The following is a 15,024-nucleotide window of genomic DNA, read 5'->3' as shown; positions in this document are numbered from 1 at the left end:
GTCATGGACATGATCGAACCCGGCACGCCGCTTCCCGCCGCCCATCCCTCCGACGAGACGCTCGCGCTCCTGGCGCGGCGCCGATCGACGCCGCTCCAACTCTTGCACGAGCCGGGGCCTGACGCATCGCAGCTCGACGTGATCTTGCGGATCGCCGCCCGTGTGCCCGACCACCGAAAGCTCGTGCCATTCCGTTTCGTCGTCTTCGAAGGAACGGCGCGCGGCGCCTTCGGCGACGTGCTTACCAAGGCGGCCCTGGCGCGCGACCCGGACCTGTCGGAGCGTAAGGCTGGCAAGGACGCCGCCCTCTTCGTTCAGGCGCCCGTTACCGTCGCGGTGGTTTCGTCGGTCGACCGCGAGCACAAGACGCCGGAATGGGAGCAGGTGCTGACGGCCGGCGCGGTCTGCCAGAACCTCCTGATCGCTGCTTCCGCCTATGGTTTCGCGGGGCAGTGGCTGACCGGCAGCGCCGCTTACGATGCGACCGTCCGTGAAAGCTTGGCGCTCGAACCGAACGAGCGGATCGCAGGCTTCCTGCACCTCGGTACGGCTGCCGAGCAGCCGCTGGAACGCGACCGCCCGGACATGGACGCCATCGTCACTCGCTGGGAAGGCTGAGGGCGCTGACGGCCTTTGCCGTGTACTGATAGCCTGTGACCGCCGTCAGGGCCGCTGCCAGCCACAACAGGACGAGCCCGACGACGTTCGGTCCGAAGCACAAGAAGAGGAAGGCGGCGAACTGTGCCGTCGTCTTCCACTTGGCGAGCGGAGTGACCGGCAGCTTGATGCCGTCGGACGCCGTCGCTTCCCTCAAACCGCCGATCAAGGCTTCGCGCAGCGCGATGACTAGGGCTGCGACGAGGTGCCAGCCCGCAATCGCGCCCGTCGCCGCGAAGAGAATCAGGGCGGCGGCCGTCAGCATCTTGTCGGCGACCGGGTCCAGCGTGGCGCCGAGGGCAGACACCTCGCCGCGCTTGCGCGCGACCCAGCCATCGAACCAGTCGGTCAATCCTGCCAGCGCGAAGACGATCGCCGCGATCCACGGCAAGCCCGCAAGCAACGCAGCCGCGAAGGGCAGGATCAGCACGATCCGCCCGATCGTCAGCCAGGTCGCGACGGTCACGAGTCGCCGGCCCCTTCCATCCAATGCTCGAGCCAGTGGATGTGATAGTTGCCGGAGAGGAAGTCCGGCTCGTTCAGAAGGCGCTCGAAGAGGGGCAGGGTGGTCTTCACGCCGGTGATGACCGTTTCGGACAGGGCCCGACGCAAGCGGGCGAGGCACAGCTCCCGAGTGTCGCCGAACACTATCAGCTTACCGATCATCGAGTCGTAGTAGGGCGGGATCGTGTAGCCGTCATAGACGCCGGAATCGAACCTGACGCCTGGGCCGCCGGGCGGGTGGAAGTCGGTGATCTTGCCAGGGCTCGGGGTGAAGGTCTGCGGGTCCTCGGCGTTGATCCGGCATTCGATGGCATGCCCGCGGAAGGTGATCTGATCTTGCGTCTTCGAGAGCTTCTCCCCGGCCGCGATGCGGATCTGCTCGCGGATCAGGTCCGTGTCCGTCACCTGCTCGGTGATCGGGTGCTCGACCTGAATCCGGGTGTTCATCTCGATGAAGTAGAAGCGGTCGTTCTCGTAGAGGTACTCGATCGTCCCGACGCCCAAGTAGCCGAGCTTCTCGATCGCCGCGCGGGTGATCTCGCCGATCTCGGCCCGCTGTTCCTGCGTCAGGGCAGGGGACAAGGCCTCTTCGACGACCTTCTGGTTGCGCCGCTGCAAGGAGCAGTCCCGCTCCCCGAACTGCACCACGTTGCCGTGGCTGTCGGCGGCGATCTGAATCTCGATGTGGCGGGGAAGCTCGAGGTACTTCTCGAGGTAGACTGCGTCGTCGCCGAAGGCCGCCTTCGCCTCCGACTTCGCCGTCAGCATGGCGTCGTCGAAGTCGGCCGGCGTCCGCGCGAGCTTCATGCCGCGTCCGCCGCCGCCGGAGGCCGCCTTGACGAGCACCGGGTAGCCGATGCTCTCGGCGACCTTCCGTCCCTCCTCGACGCTGCCGATGCCGCCGTCGGAACCGGGGACGAGCGGGATGCCCGCTCTGCCCATGGTGTCCTTGGCGGCGATCTTGTCGCCCATGACCCGGATGTGGTCGGCGGAGGGACCGATGAAGGTGATGCCGTGCGCCGCGACGATCTCGGCGAAGCGCGCGTTCTCCGACAGGAAGCCGTAACCCGGATGGATCGCGTCGGCGCCGGTGATCTCGGCCGCCGCGATGATGCGGCTGATGTCGAGGTAGCTGTCCTTCGCCGCGGGTGGCCCGATGCAGACGCTCTCGTCGGCGAGGCGAACGTGCATGGCGTTCGCGTCGGCGGTCGAGTGCACCGCGACCGTATGAATGCCGAGCTCCTGACAAGCCCGATGAATGCGAAGCGCGATCTCGCCGCGGTTCGCGATGAGCACCTTCTGAAACATCAGGCTGTCCTCGTGCCGGTGGCGTCGTAAGCCTCGATCATCACGCGATGATCAGCAGAGTCTCGTCGTACTCGACGGGCTCGGCGTCTCGGGCGAGGATCTCCTTCACCGTACCGGCGTGAGGCGCCTTGATCTCGTTCATCGTCTTCATCGCCTCGACGATCATGACCGTCTGACCTTGAGAGACTTGCGCGCCCACCGTGACGAAAGGCGCCGCACCGGGCGATGGGGAAAGGTAGGCCGTGCCGACCATGGGCGAGCGGACGGCCCCGGCCTCCGGGGCTGCTGGCACCGCCGCGGGCGTGCCCGCAGGCGCAGGTGCCGCTACACTGGTTGCGGCGGCAGGCGCGGCGACCGTGCTGACGACCTGGCCCTTGCTGACGCGAAGACGCAAGCCGCCCCGCTCGATCTCGACTTCCGACAAGCCCGTCTCGTCCAAAACGCCTGCGAGGGCGCGGATCGCTTCGAGGTCGCGTTCCATCTTTTCTGCTTCGGACATCCCGTCCCTTCTCAACTCTTGTCTCTGTCCATGAGGCCGAACAGCGCATTCAGTGCCAGCGTGTAGCCGTCCGCTCCGAAACCGGCAACGATACCCGTCACGACCGGTGCGGTGAGCGATCTGTGCCGGAAATCCTCGCGGGCGGCGGGGTTCGACAGGTGAAGCTCGATCACCGGGCAGGGGCAGGCCGACAGCGCGTCGCGCAGGGCCACCGACGTATGCGTGTACCCGCCGGGGTTGATGACGATGCCGTCGCCTGCACGGGCTGCCTGAACAAGGTCGATCAAAGCGCCTTCGCCGTTGGTCTGCGCGAAGGTGAGGTCTATCCCCTTGGCGTCACAGGCCTTCTTGCAGGCGCTCTCGATCTCGCCGAGCGTCGTCCGGCCGTAGATGTCCGGCTCGCGTTCGCCGAGCAGGTTCAGGTTCGGGCCGTTCAAGACGGCTACGCCCATGCGAAGCCTCCCGCTTGCGAGGCCACACGGCCTTCAATACATGCGGGTTAGGCCGATCCGGGCCGCCCGGGCAAGGAGGCGTTCATGCAGATCACCGTCAACGGAGAGGGAAGGGACGTCGAGGCTGGGCTGACCGTAGCCGGTCTGCTGGGCGTGTTCGGTCTGCCTGAAAGGAAGGTCGCGATCGAGCGGAACCGCGAGATCGTGCCGAAATCGACCTACGCCGACACGGCGCTCGCCGACGGCGACAAGATTGAGATCGTCGCCTTCGTCGGGGGCGGCTGATGGACGGTTTCGAACGCCGGGTCGAGGATAAGCCCTTCACCGTCGCGGGCCGGACCTTCACCTCCCGCCTCATCGTCGGCACGGGCAAGTATGCGGACTTCGCCGAGAACGCGGCCTGCGCCGAGGCGGCGGGGGCGGAGGTCGTCACCGTCGCGGTGCGCCGCGTGAACCTGACCGATCCGACCCAGCCCATGTTGGTCGATCACGTCAGCCCCGAACGCTTCACCTTCCTGCCCAACACGGCCGGCTGCTACACCGGCGAGGACGCCGTGCGCACGCTGCGCCTGGCGCGGGAGGCGGGGGGCTGGGACCTCGTCAAGCTCGAGGTCCTTTCCGATCCGAAGACCCTCTACCCGGACGTCTTCGAGACGATGCGGGCGCTCGAGATGCTGGTGAAGGACGGCTTCCAAGTGATGGTCTACACGACCTCGGACCCGGTCACGGCGAAGAGGATGGAGGAGGCGGGCGCAGCCGCGATCATGCCGCTTGGTGCCCCGATCGGCTCCGGCCTCGGTCTTCAAAACCCGCTCGACATCCGCCTGATCGTCGAGCAGTCCGAAGTGCCGGTCGTTGTCGATGCGGGCGTCGGCACGGCCTCGGACGCCGCCCTCGCCATGGAGCTCGGCTGCGACGCGGTGCTGATGAACAGTGCGATCGCCGAAGCGAGAGAGCCGGTTCGGATGGCTCAGGCGATGAAGCACGCCGTGGTCGCGGGACGCGAAGCGTACCTGGCGGGGCGGATGCCACGCCGAATGTATGCGGATCCGAGCAGCCCGTTGGCTGGGCTGATCTGAGAAAAGAAAAGGGGCGGCCGCAGCCGCCCCTTCGTACTTTCATCTTCTAGCAAGCGTCAGAAGAGTTTCTCGACGTTGATGAAGAACGTCCGACCGATCCGATCGTAACCCACCCCGAGCGGTACGTCCCGCGGGCTGAGAGTAACGCCGCCCGTGTCTTCATCGATCGTCTGCGGTTCCTTATCAAAGATGTTTCTGACACCGACCCTGACCGTGAAGTTCTCGGGCGCGTATTGGAACGACACGTCGTGGTAAACAGTATCGTCGGTCGAGTAGCAGTTCGGCACGAAGTTCATCGTGTCGCCCTCGTCCGGATTACAGTTGTCCGGAATATCCGTCAGGTCGCGTTGCTCCTGGCCTGCGATGTAACGCAGTTGCCAGAACGCTTGGAAGTCGTTCCATTGTACCGTTTGGTTGCTCGTGATGCGCCACTGGGGGTTGCCAATGAGACCTGCGAAGTCCTCGTAGTCCGGATCGCTTCCCTCGAAGATGATCGTCTGACTTAGTTCATCTTGATAGGTAGCGAGCGTGCTGAGGCTGACGTCGAACGACTGTCCGAACGCCTCGAAGTCGGTGCTTGCACGCACGTTGTAGTCGACACCTTTCGCGCGTTCCTCGGCAATGTTGAACGGCGTAGCATCAATTTCTTGAAGATAGCCGGTCGTCGCGTTGCGGAGGCGACGGGTACAGAAGGGATCGTTCGGGAACGTGTCGGACGTGTAGCACTCACCAACCAGGAAACCGGCGGTCGGCTCGTACACCGAGTTGGAGATCTCGATGTTCCACGCGGTGACGGCCAGTTCGAGGTCGAAGCTGTCGAACCAAGGCTGCGTGAAGACGGCCCCGAAGGTGTAGGACTTCGACGTCTCGGGATCGAGGCCGATGTTGCCCGCGCTGAGCGTCTCGACCGAGCCAGTGTTGACGCCGAGCGCTAGGCTGAACGGATCGAGACCCTCCGCCTGACAGTTCGAGAGCACGACGGGATCACGAGGATCGTTGTCAGGGCGACCGTCACCATCATTGTCGTCACCTGGATTGTAGGAGTCGAGAACGCCGTCGCCGTCCGTGTCGATCTGCGCAAGAACCGGGACTTCACAGGGATCGTTCACGGCCTGGAAGCCCGACTGACCAGCAAGGAAGAGTTCCCGCAGGTTGGGGGCACGGAACGACGTACCGTAGGTGCCACGGACGGTCAGTGAGTCGACCGGCTTGTACCGACCTTTGAAGGAGTAGGTCTCGTTCGAGCCGTAAAACTCGTGGTTCACGTACCGACCAGCGGCTTCGACCTCGAGAACCTCAGCAAAGGGCTGTCCAGATAGGATAGGTAGGAGGACCTCGCCGTAGAGTTCCCAAAGCTCGACGTTGCCTTTCGTCGGCCGGTCGAGGAAGAATCCGTCGCCCAAGCCACGCGAAGTTACGTCGTCAGAACGCGTATCGATGGATTCTTCACGCCACTCGTAACCGAACACCGTCTCGATCGGACCCGCAGGGAGATCGAAGACCGGACCGGTGATATAAGCGCCGGCGATCCGCTGATCGACGAACGTGGTCGAAGAACGAGAACCCTCAAGGTAGTCGCGTAGCAGAGGGTCCTCAAACGTCGGCGCACTACCGTCGAGCGGATAGAGCCCGGCATAGAACGGGTTGAAGGGAACGCAGGGCTCACGCGTCACGCCCGAGTTGAATGGCGCCGTGGGGTTGGGAACGTCCGCGCAAACGATGGCGCCAGTGTCCGGATCGACGGTGGTGTTCAGCGAACGTACTAGGTTTTCTTCGAGGATGACCGGGCGGGTCGAGTACCCTTGCGAGCGCGTGTAGCCGACGAAAGCTTCGTAGTTCCAGTCTTCCGAACCGATGAAACCGAGATCGCCCTGAAGGCCGGTGAACAGGCGATATTGCTGAAGTTCGGCTTCGACGCCCCCGCGGACCGGATTGACCGGACGCATGTCGAAGTTTGCGTTTGGCCCTTCGCCGCCAATCGTGAACCCTTCGGTCTGGATGAACGGGTTGTCCGGCTGAACAACGACCCCAATAACCCCATAGTCATTCTGCGAATAACTTTGGCGATTGGCGAAGTTGAACTCGGTGAAAAGGTTGGTGCCGGGTACGTAGTCAGACAGATCATAGTCTGATTTGAAGAACAGCGTTACACGCTCGAACTCTGGCACGACCATGACGTCCTCGCGAAGAGGGACGCTGAGCCTATAGAGGCCGTTGAAGTTTCCAGCCAGGTCGGCGACTTCGAAGTTCGGAATGCCCGCCGCAGGGTTGTCCGTCCCCGGCCGGCCCAAAAGGATGGCGCCGAAGGGGTAGGCGACGAAGCTTTGGAACTGTCCGGCCGTCCCGAGAGAAGTGCTCTCGCCGGTGACGTCGCGAGAGCCACAGAATTGCTGGCCCGTGGCGAAGTCAGGGTAAATTTCGGGATCGACATCGACACACATCCAACCGCGGTCGTTGCCGTAAAGGGCCTGCTGGTTGAAGTATTCACCAGCGAAGAGAAAATCGAAATCGTCGTTCGATGAACCCATGATGAAGTTGACAGAAGAAGACTCGCCGTTCCCGAACTCGGGCTGGTTGTGCTGCCCACCGATCGAGATGCCCTCGAACTCATCGCGGAGCACGATGTTCACGACGCCCGAAACTGCGTCGGAGCCGTACACGGAGGACGCACCATCGAGCAGCAGGTCCACGCGCTCAACGATCGAAGTCGGGATAAGGCCAGCATCCGGGTTCGAAGGCGCCCCCTCGATACCGGCAGGTGCAAACCGGCGACCGTTGATAAGAACAAGGGTACGGTCTTCACCAAGGCCGCGCAAACCAATGTTCTGCGCGCCCGGACCGTTGTCGGAAATGAACTGCGAAGAGACCGTAGCGGTAGTCTGAACGCCGTTCACCACAGGCGTAGTTTGGAGCGCCTCGCTAAGGTTGATAAAACCTGCGGCGGAGATCGTCTCGCCTTCAACGACTTGAAGCGGAGCGGTGGAGCTGAAGGCGTCGCGGCGAATACGGGAGCCCGTGACGACGATGGTGTCTTCGCCTGGACTTTGTTGTTGCGCCTCTTCGATGAGATCAACATCGTCATCCGTCGGCACTTGCTGTGCCCAAGAAACGCTGGGTACGAGCGCCAGCGCCGATGCACCAGCCACAAGTAGGGCCTTCAAGCCCGCTTCGTTCTTGATCGTCATATCAATCCCGTGGAAACGATCCGACTGCGTCGGATTCCATTAGTGGGTTGAGTTTGCCCACACTGATCTGCTCAGTTTTGCAGTGCAAAAACTGTAAGATGACGATCAAGAAACTGTCAACGGGGGGGTCTATCCAATCGTACAGAAAACGAACGGCCTAAGTTCGTTCTCTCTTGGCATGACATTTATGTCACACGCTGTGCTAGCGAGATGCCCTCAACGGGAAATATTTTATCGCTCGCGTAGGCTCGCGACCGCCCGTTGGATCTCGTCAGGTCCGTAGCCGGGCACGAGAACGACGCGCTCGGCGTTCGGACTTGCGATGATGAAGGCGGGTGTTCCTGCGACTTCCATCGCTTCGGCAATAGCCTCGGACTGCGCGATCTTGGCGTCGTAGCGGGCGACCGCCGCGGCGTCGTCGAGTTGGCGCAACGGCTTCGCCCCGGCGCGCCGAACGGCCTGATCGATCGCCTTTCGGTCCAGCGTGCCCGACGTTCTTAGAAGCTGTCGGTAGACTGCCTCGAACGAACCTTGCTCCCCCGCCGCGAGTCCGGCCAGGGCTGCGGTTCGGCTCTCTTCTTTCAAGATGGGCAGGTCCTGGAAGACGACGCGCACGCCGTCTTCCCTGGCAAGATCCAGGACGAAGTCACCCGCCCTGCGGCAGTACCCGCAGTGGTAGTCGAAGAACTCGACGATCACGACTTCCGCTTCGTCCTCCTCCGCGCCGAGCGCGTTGCCGTAGGCGGCGGACTTCAGTTGCGGCCAGTGTCGGCGGACCGCGGCCTCGGCACGAGCCGTGGCGGCGTTCGCTTCGCGTGCCTGGTAGCCCTCAAGCGATTCGATGATCAGCTCGGGGTGGGCGAGGAGGTACTCGCGAACGACCTCTTCGATCTCGGCCGTGGTGCGCGGAGCGTCTTGCGCCGCCAAGGGCAGGGGGGCGAGGGCGGCGAGGCCCGCGAGGGTAAGCGGCTTCATTTCGGTTCCTCTCTAGCCGCGACCGCGGCTGCGCCGTGCTTTGCGGGCGGCGTCCTCGCTGGCATTCATGATGTCGAGGGCTTGCTGATGCTCCGGCGTACCGGCTTCGAGCTTATCGCTGGCGCGGCTCGCGAAGCGGTGCGCCGAGGGAAGGTCGCCGGCCGAGAAGAACGCCTCGGCTTGAGCGAGGCTCGCGAGCGCCTCCCGGCCCAGACGAGCTTGCGCGCGGGCGAGCTCTGTCCAAGCGAAGCTGTTGTCCGACTCCATCTGCAGCGCCACTCCCAGGATGCCGACCGCCTCCTCGACGTCCTTCTGGTCGTCCATCGCCACGAGGGCCCGGGCGAGGTTGATCTTCAGAAGAGGCTCATCGGGCGCGAGTTCGGTCGAGCGTCGGTGAGGCGCGATCGAGTCGGCGATCTTTCCGTGTTCGAACAGCATCTGGCCTTTGAGCTCGGCAAAGTAGGGGTTCTCCGGCTGCTCCTCGATCAACCGATCGATCTCCGTCGACGCCTTATCGAGGTCCGACATCCGGTAGTAGGCGACGGCGCGTGCATAGCGGGCCGGTGCGCTCTGATCCGACAAGGGATAGCGGCGTAGGGTCGTGTAGGGGGCGTCCATGAAGCCGTTGATCTTGCCCTGAATCATCTGCAGGCGTTCAATCTCCTCCGGCGTGTCCCTCACCTCCCAGTGGGCCATCTGCGATGCGCGGTCCCGAAGGCGAGCGACGCGGTCCCGGCTGAGGGGGTGGGTCTGCATGTAAGGATCGATCGCCCGCGAGCTGAGCAGCTGACGGTTGCCGAGCTTGTCGAAGGTCTCGATCAGGCCCTCGCCGGAGTGGCCGACCCGGTCGAGGTAGGAGAGGCCGGCCTGGTCGGCCGCCGACTCCTGACCTCGGCTGTAGGCGAGGTAGTTGCTCACGCCCACGGTCTGGCCGAGGCCGACCGCGGCCATGCCCGCTTCGGGCGGCGCGCCCGCCGCGATCAACGCCGCGCCGAGGACGAGGCTCAGCATAGCGGGACGTCCGGCCTGCGCCATGGCCTCCGCGCCGCGCGCGAGGTGAGCACCGGCGATGTGGCCGGTCTCGTGCGCGAGGACGCCTTCGATCTGGTTCGGCGTGTCAGCGGTCGTGATGAGTCCGGTATGCACGAACATGTTCGAGCCGCCCGCCACGAAGGCGTTCAGCGACGAGTCGCCGAGGATGTAGATGTCGACGCTGCCGGGCGCGAGGCCGGCCGCCTCGACGAGCGGCTCGGTGTACTCCTCGAGCCACTCCTCGATCTCCGCATCGCGCAGCAGGGTCTGCGCGCTTGCCTGTGCAAGCAGAGCGCCCGCGCAGGCGAGCGCGCCGAAGGCGCTCAGGATGGCGCTGCGAATGGGTCGTCGTCGGTGCATGCGGGCCCCCGCTCGGTCACTCATGGCCCAGGCTAGCAGGGCCCGGGCCATCGCAAGGTGAGAAAGGGGCAAGGCGGTCGCCTTGCCCCGATCTTTACCGGCCGAGCGCGCGTTGCCACCATCCGCCACGCTTCGGACCCTCGGGCTTGGTGTCCTCCCGGACGACGCGCGGGCTCTTCGCGGTGTCCGGTTCCGGCGCGGACTGACCTTCACGCTCGGGTGCCGCGACCGGCTCGGCGGCAGGCGCGCTATCAGGCGTCTGTTCCGCGTCTTCGGAAGAGACGGACCCGGCATCCTCTTCCGAGGTCGTGTCGGACGACTCGGCCTCGCCGCTCGTCACCTCTTCCGGTTTCGAAGGCTCGTCGTCCGTCGCCTCGTCTTGCACCGGTTGGGTTGCGCTCTGCGGTGTCGCTGCCTCGACCTTCGTTTCATCGTCCTGCTCGGCGAGGACGGGCTGTTCGGCGTCCTTCGGCCGGTTGGCGGACGGCGTGTCTGGGGTCTCGCCTTTGTCGTCACCGGACGCCGCCGAGGATCCGTCCTCGTCCTGGCCACCGTCTTCGCTGCGCCGGTTGCGACGACCGCCACGACGGCCGCGGCGTCGACGCTTCTTATTGCGCTCTTGCGCCTCGTCGCTGTCGTCGTTCGCTTCGGCTTCGGCTTCGGCCTTCTCGACCTTCCCAGCGACCTCTGCGGGGCCGTCATCGCTGTCGGCCTTCGCCGGTTCGTCGTCGTCCAGCGTCTCGAGCTCCGCGCGCGGAGCCTGGCGGAGGCTCTGCGGCGTGCGCGGCTCGCCGCGCGTCGTGATCTCGAACTGGTCGCCGTTCTTGTGCGGATCACCCGTCACCTCGACCGACAGACCGTAGGTCCCTTCGATCCGGTTCAGCCAGTCACGCTTCTGGTTGAGGACGTAGAGCGCCACGTCCATCGCCGTCTGCACGGTGATGACGCCAGCCTTGCCCTTGATCGCCTCTTCTTCGACCGAGCGGAGGATGCGCAGTGCCGCCATCTCGACCGAGCGGATCGCGCCCGCGCCCTCGCAGAGGGGACATTGGCGGGTCGTACCGTCCACGATGCCGGAGCGGCGGCGTTGGCGGGAGAACTCCAGCAGGCCGAAGTTCGAGATCGAGCCGAGCTGAATGCGTGCCCGGTCGGTCTTCATCGCGTCCTTGAGCTTCTTCTCGACGGCGCGGTTGTTCTTGCCCTCGTCCATGTCGATGAAGTCGATCACGACAAGCCCCGCGAGGTCGCGCAGCTTGCACTGACGCGCCACTTCCTCCGCGGCCTCGAGGTTGGTCTTGAGCGCCGTCGCCTCGACGTTGCGCTCCTTCGTGGACTTGCCCGAGTTCACGTCGATCGAGACCAAGGCCTCGGTCTGCTGAATGACGAGGTAGCCGCCCGACTTCAGCTTCACCGTCGGGGAGTACATCTCGTCGATCTGCTGCTCGACGTGGTATTTGAGGAAGAGGGGAACCTCTTCGCGATAGGGCTGCACGTTCCGAGCGTGGGACGGCATGAGCATCTTCATGAAGTCCTTGGCCTCGCGGTAGCCCTCTTCGCCCTGGACCAGGATCTCGCCCGTATCCTTGTCGTAGAGGTCCCGGATGGCCCGCTTGATGAGGCTCGCCTCTTCGTAGATCAGGCACGGCGCGACCGATCGCATGGTCGTCTCGCGGATCGTGTCCCACAGGCGCGACAGGTAGTCGTAGTCGCGCTTGATCTCGGCCTTGGTCCGCTTCGCCCCGGCCGTGCGGATGATGAGGCCCTGGCCGGACGGGATGTCGAGCTCGCTCATCGCCTTGCGAAGGCGCTTGCGGTCGGCGGCGTTGGTGATCTTGCGGCTGACGCCGCCGCCGCGCGCCGTGTTCGGCATCAGGACGCCGTAGCGGCCGGCGAGCGACAGGTAAGTCGTCAGCGCGGCGCCCTTGTTGCCGCGCTCTTCCTTGACCGCCTGGACCAGCATGATCTGGCGGCGCTTGATGACTTCCTGGATGCGGTAGTTGCGCAGCAGGCGGGCGCGCTCGCGCTTGGCTTCTTCGTAGCGGCGCTCGAGGTCGGCGATCTCCTGCGTGCGAGGGTTGGACGAGCCGCTCTTGCGGCCGGACGGCGCCGATTCGGGGGCGTCCTCCTCGTCCTCGGCGACGTGACGGGCGACCGTCTCGCCCTCGTCCTCGTCTTCCGAGTCGGTGTCCTCCGCATTGCTGCCGCGCCGACGGCGTCCTCGGCCGCCGCGGCGGCGGCGGCGGCGGGGACGGGCGTCGCCATCTTCGCCGCCCTCGGACTTCTGATCGGTCTCGTCGCCGTCTTCGGCCTTCGCCTCGGCGTCTTCGTCCTGATCGGCGGGTGTTGAGACCCGCGCATCTTCCGTACGAAGCGCCTCGGTCTCGCTCGTTCCGGTAGACGCGCCCTTGCTCTGCGCCGGGGCTGCGGGCTCGTCGGCCTCGGGACCCGGGGAGTGGCTCGCCTCTTCCTTGGGCAGGCCGGCGATCTCCTCTTCCTCGATCGCGTGCCAGCCTGCGTCTTCCGCCGACTCCTCACCGGCATAGTCGGCCGGTGCGTCCTCGGCCTTTACGGGCGTGCCGGCGTCGCCGCCGTGTTCGGCCTCTCGTTCTTCTTCCTCTTCCTCTTCCTCGGCGGGCTCGTCGTCGTCGTCGTCATCATCGACCTCCGCGTCGGCATCGTCGCTGAAGGCGCGGATGTCGTCGTCATCCTCGTCGAGCTCTAGAGCGTCGGGCTCCTCGTCACCGGACAGAGCCGCGAGCTTCTCGGCGAGCTCAGCCTCGATCGCTTCGGCCTTGCGAAGCACTTCGCGGTCGGACACCGGGATCTGGTAGTAGTCGGGATGGATCTCGCTGAAGGCGAGGAAGCCGTGGCGGTTGCCGCCATACTCGACGAAGGCGGCCTGGAGGCTCGGTTCGACCCGGGTGATCCGGGCGAGGTAGATGTTCCCTCTAAGCGGCCTGCGGGACAGCGACTCGAAGTCGAAGTCCTCGACCTTGCCGCCCGACAGGACGGAGACGCGAGTCTCCTCCGGGTGGCTCGCGTCGATCAGCATCTTCTTTGACATGATATCTCGCTTCCCGGCGCGCGCTCGCGCTGCCGGGCGAAGGAGCGGTGGTGTGGGGCCGCGCGGAGTCCGTTCCCTGCCGCGCGCCGGAGCTCGCGGTCATCAGGAGAAGGGAGAGGGCGGCAAGCACCACAGGCTCGGTTTCCAATTCTTGCCCCGAAGGGCGGCGCCCTTGCAGGCGGATGGGTCGCGGGGCGCGTCGCGCCCGATTGCGCTCCTCAGGTCCGGGGGGAGGCGCCTTCGAAGCGCCTTGTCCGTGCCGGGCCGACCGGCGGAGCGGCCGGATCGACGACCGGTCTCGCTTCGCTGCGTGCCGGCCTCAAGTTCACGTTCTGCCCGAAACCGGCGCTCGCCTCAAGCGAGAGGCGCGGCGCGTAAGGGCCGGCGAACGCCGTAGCGGCAGCCGATACGCCCGGCATGTCGGGCGCAAGGCGATAGTTCGCAAGCCTTCATGGACCGGCAGGGTGAACGGGACGTGAAGTCGGTTGCGCCGGGTTAACACGTCCTTAACGACGCCGCGCCAAACCGGTGCTTCCCACTTGCGCCCGCCTTTGGCATCTGACGACGGGCAAAGGGCAGAGGAGATATCCATGGGCTGGGCCGTTCGGCTTCTGACGTACAAGCCGGCGCTCGTCGCCGCGCCGCTCGTCGCCGGCCTGTGGGCGCTGCTTGCGGCTGCCGAGGAGGCGATGACGACGCCGACGATCGAAGACGTTCGCCTCGGTGTGGACGCGCAGGGCCGCACGCGGGTCGTGCTCGACATGGATGCGCGCCCGCATTTCACCGTAACGCCGCAAACGGGCGAACGCATCCGCATCGCGGTGGACGGTGCGACCTACGAAGATGCGAAGGGCGAAGGCCTCGGCATTGTCGCTTCCTACGCAGCCGAAGGCGGCATGCTGACCCTTAACCTGGGCGGCCCCGCCTTGCCGGTGGACAGCTTCGTCCTACCCCCCGCGGGCGGCGTCGATCACTACCGACTGGTCATCGATCTCGGAGGCGTCTCGCCGGAAACCTTTGCGGAGGCGAGCGCCGCTCCCGCCCCGACGCCCCGGGCTGCGGACACGCCTACCGAGCTTGCCGATCTGGTCCCCGCACCCAGCATCAAGCCGGCGAGCGAGGAGACGCCGGCGGCCGTCGCCGAGACGGACGCCCCGCTCCGCCGCACCGCCAAGCTCGTCGTGATCGACCCTGGCCACGGCGGCTTCGACCCTGGCGCAGCAGGGCCTTCGGGATACGCCGAGGAGATGGCGACGCTGGAAGCTGCGAAGACCCTGCGCACCATCCTGACGGCCCGCGGCTACGAGGTGATCCTGACCCGGGAGGACGACTCCTACGTCGAGCACGAGCAGCGGATCGAGATGGCGCGGCGCTCCGGTGCGGAACTCTTCTTGTCGCTGCATGCGGACGCGCACGAAGATCACTCCTTGCGCGGTGCGTCCGTCTACACCCTCTCCGAGAAGCGTTCCGCTCGCTTCGCAGCGGAGGCGAAGGACGCGGGAAACTTCTCTCTCTACGACGTGTCGCTAGCCGAGGACGAGCGCGACGTCGGGGCGATCCTCTTCGACCTCGCCAACGAAGCGACCCAGAACGAGTCGGGACGCCTCGCAGGAGCACTCGTGTCCTCGCTCTCGGGCTCCGTCCCGATGATCAACAACACTCATCGCAAGGCGAGCCTGAAGGTGCTCCTTGCCGCGGACGTGCCGGCGGTCCTCGTTGAGATGGCATTCATCTCGAACCCCGAAGACGAAGGAAACCTTCGCTCGCCGCGCTGGCGACGGATGGCGATGGGCGCTGTGGCGGACGGTATCGACGACTACTTCGGCGAACGGATGGCGGCGCAGGCCATCAGCGCCGTCTCGGGGGGGTGAGGGGGCCGTCCTCTCGCCATCTTTCCGGACCAGCATTC

12 protein-coding genes are annotated in these 15,024 nt (G+C 65.4%); 4 read left to right on the top strand and 8 right to left on the bottom strand.

What is annotated here, in order from left to right; all coding sequences use genetic code 11:
* Positions 1 to 3 precede the first annotated feature (3 nt).
* Positions 4 to 618, top strand: coding sequence for a nitroreductase family protein (locus GGQ59_RS11905; protein ID WP_221401018.1), 615 nt, complete (start codon positions 4 to 6; stop codon positions 616 to 618).
* On the opposite strand, the gene pgsA is transcribed toward GGQ59_RS11905, so the two are convergent.
* The 4 genes from pgsA to aroQ are packed head-to-tail and all read right to left on the bottom strand — an operon-like array spanning position 599 to position 3,420.
* Positions 599 to 1,123 (bottom strand): CDP-diacylglycerol--glycerol-3-phosphate 3-phosphatidyltransferase, encoded by a 525-nt coding sequence (gene pgsA, locus GGQ59_RS11900; RefSeq protein WP_343074329.1) that lies wholly within the window; start codon positions 1,121 to 1,123, stop codon positions 599 to 601. The two genes, GGQ59_RS11905 and pgsA, sit on opposite strands and share 20 nt — an antisense overlap.
* The gene (gene accC / locus GGQ59_RS11895; protein WP_183818882.1) at positions 1,120 to 2,469 is read right to left on the bottom strand and encodes an acetyl-CoA carboxylase biotin carboxylase subunit; all 1,350 of its coding nucleotides are present in this window, start codon (positions 2,467 to 2,469) and stop codon (positions 1,120 to 1,122) included. Before accC ends, pgsA begins: the two co-directional genes overlap by 4 nt.
* A gap of 40 nt (positions 2,470 to 2,509) precedes the next feature.
* Positions 2,510 to 2,968: an acetyl-CoA carboxylase biotin carboxyl carrier protein gene (accB, locus tag GGQ59_RS11890; RefSeq protein ID WP_183818880.1), complete on the bottom strand. Its 459-nt coding sequence runs from the start codon at positions 2,966 to 2,968 to the stop codon at positions 2,510 to 2,512.
* 11 nt (positions 2,969 to 2,979) lie between these two features.
* Entirely contained in the window at positions 2,980 to 3,420 is a 441-nt protein-coding gene (gene aroQ / locus GGQ59_RS11885) for a type II 3-dehydroquinate dehydratase (protein ID WP_183818877.1), read from the bottom strand.
* An 84-nt stretch (positions 3,421 to 3,504) separates the two neighbouring features.
* Between aroQ and thiS the strand changes: the two genes are divergently transcribed.
* Both thiS and GGQ59_RS11875 read left to right on the top strand, forming a co-directional pair.
* Positions 3,505 to 3,705, top strand: coding sequence for a sulfur carrier protein ThiS (thiS, locus tag GGQ59_RS11880; RefSeq protein ID WP_183818875.1), 201 nt, complete (start codon positions 3,505 to 3,507; stop codon positions 3,703 to 3,705).
* Positions 3,705 to 4,499, top strand: a complete 795-nt coding sequence (locus tag GGQ59_RS11875; RefSeq protein ID WP_183818873.1) for a thiazole synthase — start codon at positions 3,705 to 3,707, stop codon at positions 4,497 to 4,499. Before thiS ends, GGQ59_RS11875 begins: the two co-directional genes overlap by 1 nt.
* A 56-nt stretch (positions 4,500 to 4,555) precedes the next feature.
* Here the strand turns inward: GGQ59_RS11875 and GGQ59_RS11870 are convergent, their stop codons facing one another.
* The 4 genes from GGQ59_RS11870 to GGQ59_RS15240 form a co-directional block, all read right to left on the bottom strand.
* Positions 4,556 to 7,684, bottom strand: a complete 3,129-nt coding sequence (locus tag GGQ59_RS11870) for a TonB-dependent receptor domain-containing protein (protein ID WP_183818871.1) — start codon at positions 7,682 to 7,684, stop codon at positions 4,556 to 4,558.
* Between the two features lie 231 nt (positions 7,685 to 7,915).
* Positions 7,916 to 8,659, bottom strand: coding sequence for a DsbA family protein (locus GGQ59_RS11865; protein WP_183818868.1), 744 nt, complete (start codon positions 8,657 to 8,659; stop codon positions 7,916 to 7,918).
* A gap of 12 nt (positions 8,660 to 8,671) precedes the next feature.
* Positions 8,672 to 10,051, bottom strand: a complete 1,380-nt coding sequence (locus GGQ59_RS11860; RefSeq protein WP_183818866.1) for a M48 family metalloprotease — start codon at positions 10,049 to 10,051, stop codon at positions 8,672 to 8,674.
* Positions 10,052 to 10,145: 94 nt separating this feature from the next.
* Positions 10,146 to 13,115 carry an Rne/Rng family ribonuclease gene (locus GGQ59_RS15240; RefSeq protein WP_183818864.1) on the bottom strand — a complete coding sequence of 990 codons (2,970 nt, stop codon included), beginning with the start codon at positions 13,113 to 13,115 and terminating at the stop codon, positions 10,146 to 10,148.
* Between the two features lie 590 nt (positions 13,116 to 13,705).
* On the opposite strand from GGQ59_RS15240, the gene GGQ59_RS11850 reads away from it, so the two are divergent.
* Positions 13,706 to 14,986 (top strand): N-acetylmuramoyl-L-alanine amidase family protein, encoded by a 1,281-nt coding sequence (locus GGQ59_RS11850; RefSeq protein WP_183818862.1) that lies wholly within the window; start codon positions 13,706 to 13,708, stop codon positions 14,984 to 14,986.
* Positions 14,987 to 15,024 lie beyond the last annotated feature (38 nt).

Source organism: Parvularcula dongshanensis (assembly GCF_014199615.1).
Classification (GTDB): domain Bacteria; phylum Pseudomonadota; class Alphaproteobacteria; order Caulobacterales; family Parvularculaceae; genus Parvularcula; species Parvularcula dongshanensis.
The sequence above is the reverse complement of the archived record's forward strand: the minus strand, read 5'-3'. Positions and strand labels throughout refer to the sequence as shown.

Excerpts from the sequence above, each read along its gene's own strand:
- GGQ59_RS15240 (WP_183818864.1), bottom strand. The coding sequence starts at position 13,115 with ATGTCAAAGAAGATGCTGATCGACGCGAGCCACCCGGAGGAGACTCGC.
- GGQ59_RS11870 (WP_183818871.1), bottom strand. The coding sequence starts at position 7,684 with ATGACGATCAAGAACGAAGCGGGCTTGAAGGCCCTACTTGTGGCTGGT.
- accC (WP_183818882.1), bottom strand. The coding sequence starts at position 2,469 with ATGTTTCAGAAGGTGCTCATCGCGAACCGCGGCGAGATCGCGCTTCGC.
- thiS (WP_183818875.1), top strand. The coding sequence starts at position 3,505 with ATGCAGATCACCGTCAACGGAGAGGGAAGGGACGTCGAGGCTGGGCTG.
- GGQ59_RS11860 (WP_183818866.1), bottom strand. The coding sequence starts at position 10,051 with ATGCACCGACGACGACCCATTCGCAGCGCCATCCTGAGCGCCTTCGGC.
- GGQ59_RS11875 (WP_183818873.1), top strand. The coding sequence starts at position 3,705 with ATGGACGGTTTCGAACGCCGGGTCGAGGATAAGCCCTTCACCGTCGCG.
- accB (WP_183818880.1), bottom strand. The coding sequence starts at position 2,968 with ATGTCCGAAGCAGAAAAGATGGAACGCGACCTCGAAGCGATCCGCGCC.
- GGQ59_RS11905 (WP_221401018.1), top strand. The coding sequence starts at position 4 with ATGGACATGATCGAACCCGGCACGCCGCTTCCCGCCGCCCATCCCTCC.
- aroQ (WP_183818877.1), bottom strand. The coding sequence starts at position 3,420 with ATGGGCGTAGCCGTCTTGAACGGCCCGAACCTGAACCTGCTCGGCGAA.
- GGQ59_RS11850 (WP_183818862.1), top strand. The coding sequence starts at position 13,706 with ATGGGCTGGGCCGTTCGGCTTCTGACGTACAAGCCGGCGCTCGTCGCC.
- GGQ59_RS11865 (WP_183818868.1), bottom strand. The coding sequence starts at position 8,659 with ATGAAGCCGCTTACCCTCGCGGGCCTCGCCGCCCTCGCCCCCCTGCCC.